The organism is Roseateles sp. SL47 (genome assembly GCF_026625885.1).
Classification (GTDB): domain Bacteria; phylum Pseudomonadota; class Gammaproteobacteria; order Burkholderiales; family Burkholderiaceae_C; genus Roseateles.
Window position 1 is genome coordinate 4,201,679 of record NZ_CP113068.1, and the last position, 17,190, is coordinate 4,218,868.

Annotated in this window: 5 protein-coding genes; all 5 read left to right on the forward strand. The window is 66.0% G+C overall.

What is annotated here, in order from left to right; genetic code table 11:
* Nucleotides 1-18 precede the first annotated feature (18 nt).
* The 5 genes from OU995_RS18415 to OU995_RS18435 are packed head-to-tail and all read left to right on the forward strand — an operon-like array spanning nt 19 to nt 17,163.
* Nucleotides 19-9,525 (forward strand): DUF6603 domain-containing protein, encoded by a 9,507-nt coding sequence (locus OU995_RS18415; RefSeq protein WP_267831470.1) that lies wholly within the window; start codon nt 19-21, stop codon nt 9,523-9,525.
* Nucleotides 9,522-11,054, forward strand: a complete 1,533-nt coding sequence (locus OU995_RS18420; protein WP_267831471.1) for a hypothetical protein — start codon at nt 9,522-9,524, stop codon at nt 11,052-11,054. The genes OU995_RS18415 and OU995_RS18420 overlap by 4 nt, the downstream gene beginning before the upstream one ends.
* A gap of 31 nt (nt 11,055-11,085) precedes the next feature.
* A complete protein-coding gene (locus OU995_RS18425) occupies nt 11,086-12,021 on the forward strand; it encodes a hypothetical protein (RefSeq protein WP_267831472.1) in 936 nt (311 codons plus the stop codon).
* A 47-nt stretch (nt 12,022-12,068) separates the two neighbouring features.
* Nucleotides 12,069-15,767 (forward strand): hypothetical protein, encoded by a 3,699-nt coding sequence (locus OU995_RS18430; protein WP_267831473.1) that lies wholly within the window; start codon nt 12,069-12,071, stop codon nt 15,765-15,767.
* A gap of 1 nt (nt 15,768) precedes the next feature.
* Complete coding sequence (locus OU995_RS18435) at nt 15,769-17,163, forward strand: hypothetical protein (protein WP_267831475.1); 1,395 nt, start codon at nt 15,769-15,771, stop codon at nt 17,161-17,163.
* Nucleotides 17,164-17,190 lie beyond the last annotated feature (27 nt).

The following is a 17,190-nucleotide window of genomic DNA, read 5'->3' on the forward strand; positions in this document are numbered from 1 at the left end:
GCACAGGAATACGCAGCCATGAACCAGGCCACCCGTCCGGAGCACTTGGGTCGCTCTTCTGCGCCCATCCTGATCAATGGCGCGAGCCTCGATCCGACCGTGGCCGCGCTGGGCCTCGCGGTAGGGCTGCTCCAGCCCGCCGGGGCAGGGCCGGTCTATGCGCTGAATACGGCCTGGTTCGCCGATCCGGTCGGCAACATCGGACAGGCATTCAAGAGCAACGGCGCCGAACTGGCCAACCTGCTGGCGCAATTGCTGGGGCAGGTGGGGGGGCATGCCTTGGGCATTCCGGTACGAAACCCGGGCAGCCTGGGACAGTGGATGCCCATCAACAACCCCGCCACCAGCCAGCCGACCGGGCTCTATCTGGTCAGCGACACCGACCCCAAGGGGAACCAGGTGTTCGGCCTGGGGGTGATGTACCTGAGCACCTTCACCAGCACCGGGCTGGCCAGCGGCCCGGCGAGCATCGAGGTGTCCCTGTGGGGCTTGATGCCGCTGGTCACGCTCGGCCAGGGCAATTTTGGCCTCGCATTGGGGCAGGCCGGCTATCCGCTGCAGGTGGGCATTGCGGTTGCGGCGGCGGATGGCGCGCCGATCGTGGACCAGGACGGACTCTCCTTCAACGGCGGCAAGATCACCGGCAGCCTCGATCTCGCCGCGCCCTCGGTCGACATCTCGGTGCTGGTGCAGCAATTGATGTTGCCCACGGCCACCACCCCACGCGACTACACGCTGGCAGACCTGGCGGCGATGTCGTCCATGGAGCTGATCAGCACCATCGCCACGCTCGGGGTGATTGCGCTGACCGACCTGGTGGGGGATGCGCCGCAAGCCCAGTACCTGCTGCCGGTCCTGGGCCTGTCGCCGAAGGTGCCCGGCAGCCCGACCCTGCTGCCACTGCTGCGCTGGGACACGGTCGTGGCCCAGGCGGTCTCCGGCGGTGATGCTGCGCAGCCGTTCATGAGCTGGTTTGCCTCGCTGTTCTCCGACCCCACCCTGGCCAGCAACTGGCTGGGCTGTATGGCCGGGTTGATCGGCGGGCAGCCCAGCCAGGTGGGTGGCCAAGGCTCGCGTGAAGATCCATTCACCCTGCCGCTGCTGGACCTCCCGGGCATTGGCAGCCTGGATTTCAGCGCTGCGACCACCGTTGATGCGGCCGGGCTGCGCACGTTCTTTCCCGGCTTGGGAGTGCAGGCCGATCCGGTGGCGCTGGGCGGTGCGGCGTTGCTGCACTTTGGCGGGGCACTGGAGTTGGGCGCCTTCAAGCTCTCGTCCACCCAGCCGGCCATTGCCCCTCAGATCCGCTTTGAGGCCGGGCTGAGCCTGACGGGACCGAAGGCCGATACGCCGCTGTTCTCCGGCAGCATCGGGAGTGATACCTACGTGTTCGGCTCACTGGTCGCTGGGCTGGGCATCGGCGTGGATGTCGGTGGCACGGTGGTCCTGCCTCGATTCCAGCTGCGCAAGGTCACCACCCCGAATGGCAGTTTCGCCAGTCTGGACCTGCTTCAGCCCGGTTCCTTGGTCAACCAGGCCCTGACCGAGGTCTACTCGCTGATTGCAGCGGCATTTACCGAACTGTTCGGCAGCACCGCCGCCAGCTTTGGCGGTTATGCCGCCGCCTTGGTCGGTGTGGCCGCGCCTCCCACTCAGGCGGCTCAGTGGCCGAGCAGCCTGTCGCCGCCCTTCAGCGCTGCGGGCATCACCACGTCTTATGCCGATCCCGTAGGCGCCTTGGGCGCCTACTATGCCAAGCTGCTGTTCGGCGGTGTGCAGGTCAACGGCCAGCCGGCGTTCCAGCCGCTGCTGCAGGCCGCTGCCAGCCTGCTGGCGCAGTCAGGCCCTGCCACGGTGAGCGGGAGCGGCACTCAAGAAGATCCCTGGCTGGCGCCGCTCTCCACCACGCCGGTCTCATTGCTGGCCTATGTCCTGCCCTCGTCCGACAGCACGGGGGAGGGCTCGCTGGTGATGGGTCTGGCGTTGGCACCTTCACTCGACATCGTCGGTGGACCGACCGTGTCGATGGCCGTATCCCTGGAATTGCTTCGGCTGGACATTGCTGCAGGCGGGCAAGGCATTGCCTCCGCGCAGGTGTTGCCCGCCCTCGGCTGCGCCTTCCTCCTTCCGAAGGGCTACACCACACCCGCCGTGGCCGGTGCCCAGCTGAGTGTGGCCAGCAGCGGCTTTTCGACCCGGTGGGTACGGGGCCAGGGTTGGATCTGGGACATGCATGTGGGCCAGCCAGCAGTGGTGGTGAACGGCGCCTCCATGCCGGTGGGCAGCGACATGCTGTTCACCGATGCCAGCGGGCTTGAAGACCTTGTCACACAAACCGCGGCGACCTTTGCACCGCTGTTGACCCGTCTGCTCGGCGTGGCGGCCTACCGCAGCGGGACACGCGCCGGACTGGCGCTGACCGGTGTGCTGGGTTTGCTGCCGAATCTGGAAGGGCAGATGCCCCAGGGGTTGACATGGCCGGCGACCATGCCAACGCTGACGCCCGCGAATTTCAACGATCCGCTGGGCGACATCCAAGCGCAGTTGGCCGCAGTGTTCAGCACGCCCCAGCAGGCCCAGGCGGCGCTGGGCTTGCTGGGGTGGGCGGCGTCCACCGCCGCGCAGGCCCCGGCGATTGCCGGCGCCGGGATTTTTGCCGACCCGTTCCGTGTTCCGATCGGACTACCGCTGCCCTTCGACCTGGGCGTGTGGATCGATCCGGCGGCTTCCTCGGTTGGGCTGGGATTGGCGCGGGGGCTGTCCACCACGGTGGGGACCACGGTCTGCGATGTCGCGCTGGCCGCCAATCTGGCCGAGTATGCGCTCGGTGCAACGCCCGCACCGACCCGCTCGATGCTGCCAGCAGCCGTGCTGTCGGCCACCTTCAGCGGGGTGGATGGGGCGCCGTTGATTGATGCGCCTTCCGGCATCGGCACCCTGGGGAGCCTCACCCTTGGCGTTACCGTGGGCTGGACTCAGAGCGGTTTCATGCTGCAGCCGCTGGCGACGCTGCAGGACGTGAACTTCACCGGATATCTGCCTGCCAGCCTGTTGGCCCTGCCATCCACGAGTGATGCGCCGGCCGTGATCGATATCTTCAACAGTCAGCTCAACCTAGCGTTCGGGGCCGTACTGGAGCAGTTCGGCAGCAACGCGACGTTCAAGACTGTGCTGGACCTGATGGCGCGTCTCGGACTGGTGCAGGTCGACAGCAGCACGGGCGTGGTCACCGGACTGAATGCAGGCGGCTTCAATGCGCTGCTGTCCAGCCCGCTGGACTTCGTCTGCAACGGGCTGCTTCGGCTGCTGGCCAATGATGCAGGCCCCGGCCTGCCGAACCAGCCGCCGCCCCAGCAGGAACTGTTTGACCTGCTCTGGCAACTGCTGGGTGTGACACCACCGGCAGCGCCGGTTTCGCTGCTGGCTTTGGGCGAAGCCCTGGGCCTGCTCACCGATGCGGACACCGGTTGGGCGCCCATTCCCTCGGCCTGGATGCAGTTGCTCGCGCATCCGGCCCAAGCGCTGCCGCAGATGTTCAACGCCTTGTGGACCGACAAGACCACATTGGCCGCCTTGTTGACCCAGTGGCAAAGCAACCTGGATGGCCTGGCCTACGGCCCCTTCGTGCTGTCGGTGAAAAACGGCAACCTGCTCAGCCTGGGGGTGCCGGAAACCGCACCGGTGGTGGTGGGCGGCATCGTGGCGCTGTCGGGCGCTGCCAGTTTCAATCTTCAGACCGGCGACCTGGAGACCGTATTCAGTGCCCGGCTGACGCCGGTCGGGATCGGGCTGTCCACCCAACTGGGCTACCCCCTGGGCAAGGGCGCGACGTCCCCGCGCTTCACGGCCTTTGCCACCTTTGGCGGCACGGGGCTGCCGGCGCCGCTGCCCGTGCAGTTCTGGCCCTTCGACACCAGCACCTTCGTCTCGCAGCTGTCCAAAGTGGCACCGGCCTACGCGCTGGGCACCTTCGTCACCGGTGTGGTGGAGCCGCTGCTGCTCAATCCCTACCCACTGGCCCAGGCCGTGGCCACTGCCTTCGGGCTGGCCTGGCAGGACAACAACAAGACCTGGTACCTCAAGTCCCCGCTGGGCCTGTTTGAACAGCCGCTGCAGTGGTTGCTCAATGATGCGGTGGTGGGCCTCAACGGGCAGCTCAACATTGCGCAACTGTCCAAGGTGCTGAGCCTGATCCCCGCAGCCACATCGGGCTCGGGCATCAGCGTGTCCCCGGTGCCCAATGGGGTGCGGGTGGCGGGTCTGCCCTACGGTCTGGCGGTCGACTTCCTGGCCGATACCGGCCTGCAACGCTTTTCCGTCACCCCGCAACTGACGGCTCCGCTGGCACTGAGCGTGGACCAGGCACGCATTGACAGCCTCCAGTTCTCGCTGTCACTGGATCCGTCCTTCCAGCCGGGGTTCAACGCCCAGCTGACGGTATCCGGGCAGGTGGACAACAGCCGCCTGTCCGTCACCACCGGGTACGACCGCGGATTCACCCTGGCCCTTGGCACCACCGTTGGACAGCCGGCCTTTGTGATCCTGCCGTTCCCCGGGTGGCAGACGCTGGTGATGCAGGCCTTGCAGGCCGCCGTCCCGGTGCTGACCCAGCAATTGACCAGTGCCTTGCTCGATGCCTTGTCCAAGGGCGGTGCGGCCGATTTCGCCCAGCGCCTGCGGACCGCCGGCACGGCGCTGCAGGTGCAGGCGCTGGTGCAGCAGTTGGCGGCCGTTTCCAAGCCCGGCGATGTGCCCACCCAGGCCCTGAGCTGGCTCGGAAGCCGACTGTCGACCACCAACGCCCCTCAGACCATCAGCGCGGTGGTCACCCTGCTGGCGGGCCTGATCAACGGTGTGACCCAGCAAGGCAGCCTGCTGGCTTACCAGCCTTCCACCCGGCTGCCGGTGACCCTGCTGGCCGGACTGGACACCACCACCACGCCCGGGCAACTCGGACTGTGGGTGACGCTCAGCCCGCCCACGCTGCCACTGGTGCAACTGCGCTTGAACCGCAGCGGCCTGAGTCTGCCGTTCAATCCGGACGGCACGCCCACGGGCGGCGCTCCGGTGTTCAGCCTGCAGGCCTCGGTGTGTACACCGATCGAAGGCGACCAGGGACCCGCGCTGAGCATCGGCTTCGACTCCGCAGCGACGCGCTTCACCCTGGCCGTCGACCCCTTGGGCGGAGGTGCACAGCCGAGCCCGCTGTCGCGGGCGTTGTTACCGCGTCCCTTCGGGCTGACCGATGCCAAGGCGATCGGCGACGCCGCCGCGCAATGGGCTCTGGCCATCCTGATCAATGTGGTACCCCGTTACGTGTCTCTGGTGGTGCTCAACACCCCGGTGGTCTCGAAATGGCTGACGACACCGCTGTTCCCCGGTCAGCAGGGCCCGAGCGCGGGGCAGGTGCTGGTGGGGAGCCAGGTCTTGCTGTTGCAGAACAACAAGTACCTGCTCAACAGTTTCGAGGCCCTGTCGCACCTGTCGATCCAGCAGTTCCTGGCCGGGCTGCTCAGCAGCCTGCTGTCGACCCGAATCAAGGTGCTGACGCTCAACAAGACTGGCGGGCTGTGGATCGGCCCGCAGCCGGGCACCAGCGGCAATTACGGTCTGGTGCTTCAGCTGCCGGATCTGGTGCTGAAGTCCAGCGTGCCCACCTTCACCCTGCAGCTAGGGGCCAATGACGCCGCCTGGATCAAGAGCACCGGCCTCGATGCCGACCAGCTCCAGCCCGGCATCGGCGTGTTTGTGCCGGTGGACGCCACCACCCCGCATTTCGATCAACTGCGCCTGCTGCTGGTCAATGTGGGCGTGGATTTCGCCGGCAGCGAGGCCAATCCGCTGGTCAACCTGTCGCGTTTCAAGATGCAGTCGGTCGGGCCGCGCGGACTGGTGACCTTCGACTTCGCCCAGCCGGGCGTGGTCACCAACTATGGCGGCGCCATCCTGCTCAAGGGCATCGCCCCTTCACTGGTACCGAATGCTGGCGGGGCCGGCGCCAACCCGGTGGCTCAGAATCTGCTGGGCAGCGGTAGCGACCAATCGACGGATGCCTCCAACCCGCCGGTGAGCCCCACGTTCTCGGCCACAGCCGCCTATGGGCACCAGGTCTCACCGTCGACGGGAGGGCTGTGGGTCCAGCTCTACGACGCACAGGGCCAGCCCTCCGAGCAGGTGGTGGTTCCGGTGCAACGAAGCTTCGGGCCGCTGTATGTCAATTCGATTGGCGCGGGCTGGCAGCAGGCCAACGAGATCCTGGACCTGCTGTTCGACGGATCGGTCTCCCTGGCGGGCCTGAAACTGGATGTGATTGGCCTGGATGTTGGCATGCCGGTCACAGATCCCACCAACTTCGATGCCTACCAGCTGGATCTGCGCGGCCTGGACGTCAGCTTCAACGGCGGCGGCGTGGACATCGGCGGCGGCCTGTTGAAGACCACCGATGCCATCCCGAGCTACACCGGGCAATTGGTGGTCAAGACCTCCGGGTTCTCGCTGGTGGCCCTCGGTTCGTATGCGGAGCTGACCACCCCGCAAGGCACCACGCCTTCGCTGTTTGCCTTTGTTAATCTCAACATCCCACTGGGCGGGCCACCGCCGTTTTTTGTGGAAGGCCTGGCATTCGGGTTTGGCTACAACCGCGACATCACCATTCCGCCGATCGGCGGGATCCAGCAGTTTCCGTTGGTGCAAGGGGCATTGAGCAGCGACACCTTTGGCCGTGATCCCACACCCGACAGCGCCTTGCAGGTGCTGGACAGCGTCGTGGCGCCGGCCTTGGGCCGCTACTGGGTCGCTGCGGGCCTGCGCTTCAGTTCCTTCCAGTTGCTGGACACCTTCGCCTTGCTGCTGGTGAAGTTCGGCCGCAGCTTCGAGATTGATCTGGTCGGTGTCACGGCGGCGTCCTTGCCCCCGAAGGTGCCCCGGTCGTCCGCCATCGCCTACATGGAGCTCGGGCTGATCGTATCGTTCAAGCCCGACGACGGGGTGTTCTACGCCGAGGCACAGCTCACGCCCAACTCCTTCCTCTTTGCGCCTGCCTGCCGACTCACCGGAGGCTTTGCCACCTACCTCTGGTTCAACCCACCACCGAGTGCCGACGGCCCCTCGGCAGGCGACTTTGTGGTGACCTTGGGCGGCTACAACCCGGTGTTCTCACCACCGTCGTGGTATCCCAATCCACCGCGTCTGGGTTTTAACTGGCCGGTGACCGGCAGCGTCAGCATCTCCGGCGGGGCCTACTTCGCTTTGACCCCGTCGTCGGTGATGGCGGGGGGCTCGCTCAGCGTGCAGTTCCACTCCGGCCCGCTGCGTGCCTGGCTGAATGCCGGTGCGGACTTCCTGATCGCCTGGAAACCCTTCTGGTTCTCGGCCGATATGTATGTGGATGTGGGCGCAGCGTTCCAGACCTCGCTGCTGGGGATCTCGATCACCTTGTCGATCGACCTGGGCTGCACCTTGCATCTCGAAGGACCACCGGTACACGGCTATTGCAAGGTGCACTGGTTCGTCATCTCCTTCACCATCCCGATCGGCGACGACGGCAGCCAGGACCGCGCCACGCTGGCTTGGGATCAGTTCGCCAAGTCCTTCCTGCCGCCCGCCCAGTCGCCCACGATGGCCGGTAGCCAGGCCCCGGTCGGGGCGCTGGCCGCCGATGTCGACCCGACGCCGTCGCCCATCAAGCCACAGGCCTTGACCGGGCTGCTCTCCACCTTGCCCGACGGGACCTGGGTGATCCAGTCGCTGCCGTTTGTGCTGAGTGTGGAAACCGCCATTCCGGCCACCGCCACCACCGTCGATCAATGGGGCGGGGATGCGCTGCCCAGCGGCCCGCTGATGGGGGTGCAGCCCTGTTCGCGCCTGAACGTGGACACGCCATTGCAAGTGAGCGTGCTCGATGCCAATGCCAAGCCGGTAGCGCTGCCGACGGCGACCTTCAACGTGCAGGCGCTGCAAGGCAGCGCGCCTGCGGCCCTGTGGGGCAACGTCCCGTTTGACCCGGCCGCCCCGACCGCGTCCGCCGGGCAGTTGTTGCCCAACACCATCAATGGGGTGCAGGTGTCCGCCGTGGCCGATGTGACGACCAACGTCATCGGTCCCATGGACCTGCAACAGGTGTTTGGCTTCACCTTGCTGCCCCCGGACTGGTTGCCTTTCGGTAGCGGGCCGCGCTACAGCCCGGCGGCCCCCATGGACCAGTCGAATGCGCTGGCGAAACTGATGAACAGCATCATGTTGCCGTCGGTGATCTCGGCCCGGGAGGCCATCCTCGCGGCCTTGCAGGCGGAGGGCCTCCCCGTGGTGGCGGAGCCGGATCTGTCCATGGTCGCCGCGCTTGGCTGGGCCGTCTATCAGGCACCGCCCACGCTGGCACAGCTCACCGAAACCCTGGCCGCTCTGCCGGGATGGAATCTGCCGGCGGCCTCGGCGCCGTCCGCCCCACCGGCCCTGACCGAAGCGCCCTCGCTGGCCCCGCCGACATTGCTGGGCGGCTTGCGTCGCTACCGGATGCCGACAGCAGATGCGGGCAGGGCCACGGCAGGTGGCGCCTCGGGGGCGGTTTCGCCCGGGGCGTTCCGAGTGGTGCGGGCCTTGGTCGGCGGACGTCGGTGGGACCCGCTGGCGCCTTCCCCGGAGGCCCATCAGTCCGCCAAGGACTTTGGCCTGGCTGCGGTGCCAGCGCCGATGGGGCAGGCGAGTGAGCTGCAGGTGGTCTTGCAGGAAGGCACCTTGCTGGCCTGCTCCATGGATGCCCGAGGGCGCTGCAAGCTGGGCAATGACGGACCTCTGCCGGTGCTGGCACTGTGCCTGGGCGACAACGATGCCTATCTGGGCAGCATGCGTCTGGACAGCCAGTCCGCCCAGACCGCCCCCGCCGGTACCGCCACCCTGGTGTTGCAGGGCCTTCCCTATCAGGCGGGCGATATCCACGGGTGGGACCGGGATGTGCAAGTGGTGCGCGCAGGTTTTGATAGCTTCCTCGGCGATGGCTACCTGCTCCATCCACAAGCCGCGCCGCGTTATGACCTGGCCCGTTCGTTGCGGCCGCGCCTGACGGAGCTCAGCCTGGCGGAGCTGATCCAGCACAACCGGTTGGACGCACTCGCCGGCATCGTGCCCGGCTGGCTGGACACGGTGTTCTCTGCGGACGTTCGGAGTGTCCTGATTCAAGTCGGCGGCGTTGCCGCCACCCCTGATGCGGCAAAGGCCGTCGTGCTGTCGATCGGCGCCAAGCCAGCCTTGCCGGTGGAGGCGCGGACACTCCCGCACGGGGTCCTTCTGGTCTATGCCGTGGACCCTGCGGCAGTGCCGCCGTCTTCCGAGCTGGCGGTACGAACGCGCGATGCTGCGGGGCTGCAGGTGCTGTCGGTGTTGGGCTTGACGCAAGCACCCGCGACCGCAGGCATCGGGACGGTCCAGGTCTCCAATTTCGGGGTACGTCTGGGCAGCAGCACCACGCTGTCCAGTCGGGTGACGATGCACACCCGGCCGGTGGCCGACATGGAAAAGGCGTTGACATGAGCCAGGATCAAGACATTCCGGTGGCCACCGGTACCGATCTGCAGCCGGGGCAAATCGAGTTCATCGAGTCCTGCGAGCCTCCGCTCGTGGCCGGGACCTATCAGCTGAGCTGGACGCAGCAGGTCCTGAACGTGACGGCGGACCCGGCGCCGAGCTATAGCGGCACCCAGGCTTTCCAGGTGTCGGGCCCGCGCTTCACGCTGCCGGCCGACAGCGTGCAGTCGGTCTATCCACCAGCCTCGCAGAAGGGCAATTTTGCAGACGTCATGCCGCACATCGTCCTGAACCGGTCGACGCTGCCCTGGGAGCGTCCGCTTCAGGGCAATACGCCCTGGCTGGCGCTGCTGTTACTCACCGATGAAGAACTGCAGGGCGCTCCGATTCTCTCGATTCCGGTGTCTGAACTGCTTGCACCGCCCTCCGGCACCACGGGCCCTGCCATCCCGGCCAGCGCCGTGACCCCGCAAGAGGCACAGAGCCTGTGTAACGCCATTGATGTGTCGGCTGCAGTGTTCACCGGCCTGGCGCCCACGCTGCAGGAGGTGGCGCTGCTATGCCATGCCCGCCGGGTCAACACCGACAACAAGGAGGAACTGGGCATCCAGGCCAACGGTACGTTTTCGGTGGTGATCGGCAACCGGCTGGTGCCTGCGCACGTGACCAGTGACACCGCCTACACCGCCTTGCTGGTGTCTTTGGAAGGTTGGACGGCCCAGTTGCCGGGGTATGCGAGCGACGGCACCACACCCACCAGCAATACCGGCACGTCAGCCCGACTGCGGCTGTGCGTGCTGGCGAGCTGGGGGTTTCGCGCCAGTGCGGGTGTGGGCAGCTTCAGCGGCCTGATGCGAAATCTCTCCCAGCCGGGAGGCATCGGCATGCTGCAATATTCGCACGGCACAGATGTGGGCAATGCCGTGGCGCAGACCGCGCTGGACATCGGCTTCGTGCCGCTGGTCAACAACACCCGCTTCGGAGAACAGACCTCTTCCTGGTATCGCGGCCCGCTGTCTGCTGCGCCGACCAATCCATCGGCCGTGCCGGCGGCAAGCTTCAGCGACACCCTGACCCGTTACGACCCGGCGACAGGGCTGTTGGACCAGAGTTATGCCGTGGCGTGGCAGATCGGCCGATTGCTGGGGCTGGCCGATGCGGCCTTTGCGCGGTCGATCTTTGATTGGCGCCGCACGGTGATGCAAGGCCAGCTGGCTCTCCAATCACAGAGCGCCCGCCGGGCCACTCTGCCCGACGACCCCGCCATGGCCCGTTTGACGGCCACTCGACCCGCCGATGTGTCACCGGCCTTGCAGGCCCAGGCCACCGTGTTCGACGTAGCGCGCCATTACTTGTTGACCCCCGACAAAACGGCTCCGACCTTGCCCAAGGTCACCCCCCATGCGCGCCGCGGTGATGCCTTGCGGTCACAGCAGCTGAAGGCCCCGGCAGTACGGCCCGGCAACGCCCCGGCCAATGCTTCCAGCGACCCGCTGTTGCGTCTGATCGACCATGTGCTGGGGGGGCAGTCGTGATCCTCCCCTTCAGCCACTTCCGGAGAGCCGCATGAAATCTGCCATTGACCGCACTCGGCAACTGGCCGATCTGGCCGGCGTCGCTCTGCTCCAGGCTTCACGGGCGGTGCCGGGGGTGAGTGCGGCCCTCGAGACCCATCCGCAGGCCCGCCAACTGGCGCAGTCCGTCCAGCAGCCCCCGCCCGCGTTGCCCCAGAACTGCGTGAACTGGTTGGCCCAACTCGTGCTGCTGTATGGCGTCCCGTTCGACTATCTGGTGCCGGTGGCGAGCATGCTGCCGCCGGAGTCCATCCGCTACTTCTACCTGGACCAGAACTACACGAATCGCCTGATTGATGGTGCGGTGAGCATCGGGGTGAGCTCCAGCGTCGAGTCGCTGGCCTTGCTCGGCCAGATCGAAAACATCGTGAATCAGACCCTGCAGAATCTGACCGCAGTGCGAGCAGGCCTGACCGGCGCGGTGGCGGCTGCACCCGCCGGCCCGCCGTCCGGCTTTCTGCTGCGGTCCGCAGCGGTGTCCGGGTGGCCCGGCATCGAGGTCACCGCCACCGATGCCAAAGGCGGCAAGGTCGGCCTGCTGCGACTGGATCGACTCGCCACGGATGTGCTGCTGTGCCTGTTCAACGGCACCCCCGCCGAGGTGCGCATCCATCAGCCCTCGGAAAGCCTGCATTTCGGTGTCATCGACGACGGCCAGGGGCACTATTCATCGACCTTGCGATATGTGAGCGGTTCGCAGGCGGGCCAGCAAATCGGCACCCAGACCGTTCCCGTCACCATGCGGAGCGGCACGATGAGTGACGTCGTGGACGTCACCAAGACGGTCAGCTCGATCACGACCGCCTTGACGGCGGCCAAGGCGCTTCCTCCGCAAGGGGTGACCAGCGCCGAATTCGCCATTGAAATGGTGCAAAGCGCGGGCGTCCAGCCGTTCACGCCTCAGGCGTCCAAAGGGGAGGGCGCATGACCGCCATCGTCAATCCAATCTGGGCAGGGCCTTGTTTGTGGGTCCCGATGTATCCCGAGGCTCTGTTGATCGGTACCCCGAATCAGACCGGGGCCACCTGGGCCAACACCAGCATGGACTACTCGGCACTGCCGTATGGCACCCCGGCGGCCGGACCGTTCACCACCAACGGCGGGACGCCCTTGACCGGGCTGCATCTCACCTGGACGTTGCCTTCGGCCTTGCGCAGCGGCCTGCAACCCGATGCAGAGGGCGCGGTGGAGTTCCCTCCGGCGCCCAACCGCTGGCTGATCACCCGATCTTTTGTCGCCCAGGACGGTGATGCGCCGACCTTGACGGCCTGGGTCCTGCAGAGCGACTACACCGGTGCCGACGGCACGACCTCCTGGCCGGACCCGACCGGCGAGGTCAACTACACCGGTCTGGGCAAGGTGTTCACGCTGGCGAGCTGGCAGGCCCTGCCGGGGGCCCAGCCGGCGTTTCTGCAGGCCATTGCCCCGGGCAACGTGGCCTTTGCCGCGGTGTATGCGAATGTGGGCAATGTGTTTGCTTTTTATGATCCGTTGCCCGATTCGGCGCAGGGCACGTATGCCTACAGCGTGCTGGGCTGGTTTGCGACACCCTCGGACGATCCGCTGTTCGGTGCGGGCAGTGGCTTCACCGACGGCACGCAGTGGCAGGCCTTGATGGACGGACTGGACTGGACGACGCTCACCAGCGTGACCGCCGCCCAGGCCGCCTGGCAGGACTGGCTGCAGTCCAACCCCATCACCGGCGGGCCGCCTCTGACGCCCGCGCAAGGCCAGTGGGCCTCCCAGACCTTGTGCCAGGCGTTTTTGCACAGCATCGAGTGGAAGGGCAACAACTACGCTTACCCGCTCTACACCGACGTAGCGCATTCTCCCAATCCACCCGCCGTCGCCATCGGCAGCAATGCGGCGGAGGCACTGGCCGCGTGGATTGCGAGCACCATGCCTGCAGCGGTTCAGGAGGAGGTCGAGACCATGCTGCTCGCCTTCCAGAACTCGCTGATCTTCGATTACGCAACCGACCGGGCCAAGTTCGAAATGGTCACCCAGGCGGCCCGGTTCGGCTCCTTGCCGACCGGCGATGTGTGGGTGGTGTCCCGGCCGGGCGATGCCAATGTGTCCTTGAATGCCCAGGGAGGAAACAGCACATTGCCGCTGACCTCGCCGCAGACCCAGCTGCTCGTGTCGATCAACGCGACGCAGCAGCAGCTGGATCAGGCGCAGGCAGAGCTGTTGTCGCTGCAGCAGGCGCTGTATGCCGCGCTGTGGAAGCAGATCAACTGGGCGCCGCGGACCGGCATCCCGAAGAGCCAGATCACCGCGTATGTGCAGCAGCTGACCGCCCCCGGCACCGGCAGCATCCCGACCAAGCAGACGGAGATCGACGGCCTGAAGGCCCAGCTGGCAAGCGATCGCAGCACCCTGGGCACCTTGCTGGGTAAGGACTATGAACTGAGCAGCATCAAGGCACCGCGCAGCTTTGCACCGATGGATCCGGTCGTGCTGGTGGCCGGTGCAGGCACCGACAGCAAACTCGCACAGCCGGGGGCATTTGCGGGTGATCCCGGCGCAGCCGGCCGTTTCACCGGCCAGACCTTGACATCGCTCACGGTGGCCGTTCCTCCGGGGTCGTCCACGCTGGTGACCTTGGATGGAAGCGACTTGCAGCCGGTGCTGTTGGCCGGCAGCGGCATCCCGAAAGAATGCCCTCAGTTCTGGGTGGAAACCCTGCTGCTGGACCCTGCCAATGCGCGCTGGCTGGCGCGGCTGGCCTACGGCAAGGCGGGTGTATCAGACCCTTCCGAGGACCAATTGCAAGCGCTGACCACCGTCATCCAGGCGCAGCAAGCCTTGCCCTTCAGCGGAGAAGGGCTGGCCCTGGCGGATGGCCGGCTGCTGGCGGCAGCGGTCGGCTTCCAGGGCGTGCCTCCCTCGGCAATTGCGGTGGATCCCTGGGTCACCCCGTGGACCCCGGTTTACCTGGATTGGCAGGTGGGGTGGTCCCCCAGCGCCGCCGGGGACAATCCTTCCGGCATGCTGAAGGACTGGTCCCTGGACGATGTGGACTACGTGTGGACCGGATCCACCATTGGCACGCCCACCGATGTCTACACCGGCCGCACAACGCTCACGCCCAACCAGGCCATTGGCCTGAACGTCTCCATAGAAAAATTTCTTGCTGTGCCGGCGAATGTGCAGCAACTGCTGCAATTTGATGTGACGGCGCTTCAGCAGACAGCAACGGCGCTCACCAATCTGGATGTGCTCGCGCAGTCGCTCAGCGGCCTGAATGATCAATTCGGCATGCGCCTGGCCCAGCCCACCTCCATCATCGATTCGCCGCAGGCGGCCATGACCGGGGGCGTGAGCGGCTATATCCCCGCAGCCACTGGCAAGCAGTTCTATCCCTTGCGCGCCGGCCATTTCACTGTCCAGAAACTGTGGGTGGTGGATGCCTTCGGACAGGTGCTCAAGGCCATCGACACCAATATCAATGTCCGGCCGGTGGTCTCGCAATCCATGAAAACGGCGAGTGTGCCCGGCACCGCGCAACTGGTGCCCCGGATCACGCAGTCCAGTCAATTGGCGGCCTGGCTGGTGGATGCCACCAACGATGCCCTTCCGAGCAACTCGTCGGACGCCACCAGCCCCTTGTGCGGCTGGCTGTTGCCCAACCACCTGGACAGCAGCCTCACCGTGTTCGATGCGGCGGGGAACAACCTGGGCGCCTTGATCCAGATTGAGAATGACCAGGGGCAGGCGGTGCGTTGGGATGCCGCGCCAGGCAGCGGCGCCGCACTCGGTGCGCCTCCTGCGATCCACAACACCCATCTGGCGGGCTTGGTCAACGGCATCCTCGCCCAGGGGATCAACCAGGTGGCGGCGCTGCAGGCGCTGCTGGATGCCATCGACGTCACCTTGTGGAAGACCGACCCGCTGGGTCAGCCCAACAGCGGCAATCTGTCGGTGCTGGTGGGCCGACCGCTGGCGGTGGTGCGGATGGCTACCTCGCTGGGCGTGGCCGGCGACCCCTGGGTGCGCCAGGATTGGGCCAGCACCGGCCTCAATAACGATAACGGCCTGACCCAGACTTCGCCGCAGGTGAGGGTGGGGGACCACGGTCTCGATTCCAACGGCACCACCGGCTATTACCTGGGTGACGACTACAGCTGTTTTTTCGCCTCACGTGGTTACACGCCCAGCCTGGGAACCTTGCGCCGACTCATCTCCAGCGGTGTTGGCAGCACGGCTGAACGCCTGGCCCATGCGGTACGGACCTTGCCACAACTGACCACGCCGGGAACGTCCAATCCCTATGTGGTGACCGACGCGACCTATCCGCTGCAGGCCGACGGCAACACGCGACAGTACCTCACGGCGCTGGTGGACCCGCGCGGCCAGATTCCGGTCGTCTCGGGCATCCAGCCCGTCGAGTACCTGGCCTTGCCCGCCGGACCCGTCAGCGCTGCCCTGCAAAGCATGTTCGTCACCTTCCGCATGGGCCCGCTGTTGACCGACCCGGTGAAGCTCACGATGCCGCTGCCCGGCGCGGTCGGCGGCACCTGGACCTGGATCGAACGCACCGGCGTCTCCGTCTGGCGCGAGGACGGCAACATCGTGCAGCCCGGCGGTGGTGCCACCCTGCCGGACACGCCGCCGACACTGCGCGAAGGCTGGCTCAAGCTCGGCGGCGCCTTTGCGAGCAAAGGAAACTGAGATGTCCAAGCTGCTGATTCACCGGGCGTTGGTCGAAACATCCAACACGCTGCTGAGCTACTCGGTGGCGCCGGACTCCCTGCCGTCCGGCGCCGTTGGCATGCTGGCCTTTGGCGCGATGAACAACGGGACGGACAACGTGGTCTTTTCCCGCGCGAACAACGACAGCATCACCATCACCTTGCCTTCGAACCTGACCACTGCGCTGTCGGCCGTTGGCTACCGGTCCCTGGATCCTTCCACCTGGAGTATCAATCCTCTGGCGGGATCTCCCGGTTCGTTCATCGTTCGGCCCCTGCCTGCCAGCGTCACGCTCAAGGCGGGGGAGGGGCTCGCGGTGCAGCTCACACAGATCCAGGTCGACGGGACGCAGGGAAGCACCTGCCAGGTGGAGATTGACGAAAGCATTGGTGACGACTACGGCAGCATCGAACTGCCGGTTGAGATCACGGGCCCCCAACTGGAAATTTCCGCACTGGCCAGCCCGGCCACCGTGACACTGGGCCAGCCCTCGACCATCAGCTTCACAGCGACCGGTGGAAGCCGTGTGGAACTTCAACCTGGCGGGCAGACGCAGACCTGCACCGGCCCGGTGTACCAGGGCTACTTCAAGGTGGTGCCGCAGCCACCTTCAACCGTCTACACACTGACGGTGTACGACGATCAAGGGCACAGTGCTTCGCAGACGGTGGCCGTCAATGTGGGACGGGTGTCGGTACTGAGTTTCGGTCCAGCCAATCTGGACGTTGGATTTTTCGACACCGTGAAGCTGAGTTGGACCTCCCAATACGCTAGCGCTGCCAGCCTGACGCCGCAGACCATCAGCGCCGTACCGGTCAATGGATCAAGGAACGTGCAGCCGGGTGATCTGGCGCCCGACAATGCGAGCGAGATCACCTTTACTCTGACGCTGCAGGGCTATGGAGGGCCGGTGCAGCAGCAGTTGCTGGTTCGGCTGCAGCCCATGGAGATTCTCTATTTCGCAGTGCCGCCCACGGGGGGCTTTCCCGTCTTCAATGTTCGCAATGGCCGCGGCACGGTGATGCAGAACACCTCGCCCCTGCCTCCGGCGCCGCCGGTGATTTATCAATTGGTGGCCACCGGGCCGGGGGGGCCGCAAACCCGTTACATCGGACCGGGGCCCTGGCTGGAGTGCCAGTACTTCATTGCGGATCGGCAAATCGTCAGTTCTGGGGATAAGGTGACCTTCAACTGGCAGACGCTCAATGCCACCAGCGCTACCCTGAATGGCCAGAGCGTTTCCCTGGTGCTTGAGGGTAGCACTGGGACGGGGAACACCCAGGTCACCGTCAACCAAACCAGCAACTACGTGCTGGTGGTCTCGGACGCACAGGGCAATACGCAGAGCAATCAGATCACGATCACTGTCATGTAGTGAATCGGTGAATCAGTGAATCACTGA

Excerpts from the sequence above, each read along its gene's own strand:
- OU995_RS18415 (WP_267831470.1), top strand. The coding sequence starts at position 19 with ATGAACCAGGCCACCCGTCCGGAGCACTTGGGTCGCTCTTCTGCGCCC.
- OU995_RS18420 (WP_267831471.1), top strand. The coding sequence starts at position 9,522 with ATGAGCCAGGATCAAGACATTCCGGTGGCCACCGGTACCGATCTGCAG.
- OU995_RS18425 (WP_267831472.1), top strand. The coding sequence starts at position 11,086 with ATGAAATCTGCCATTGACCGCACTCGGCAACTGGCCGATCTGGCCGGC.
- OU995_RS18430 (WP_267831473.1), top strand. The coding sequence starts at position 12,069 with ATGTATCCCGAGGCTCTGTTGATCGGTACCCCGAATCAGACCGGGGCC.
- OU995_RS18435 (WP_267831475.1), top strand. The coding sequence starts at position 15,769 with ATGTCCAAGCTGCTGATTCACCGGGCGTTGGTCGAAACATCCAACACG.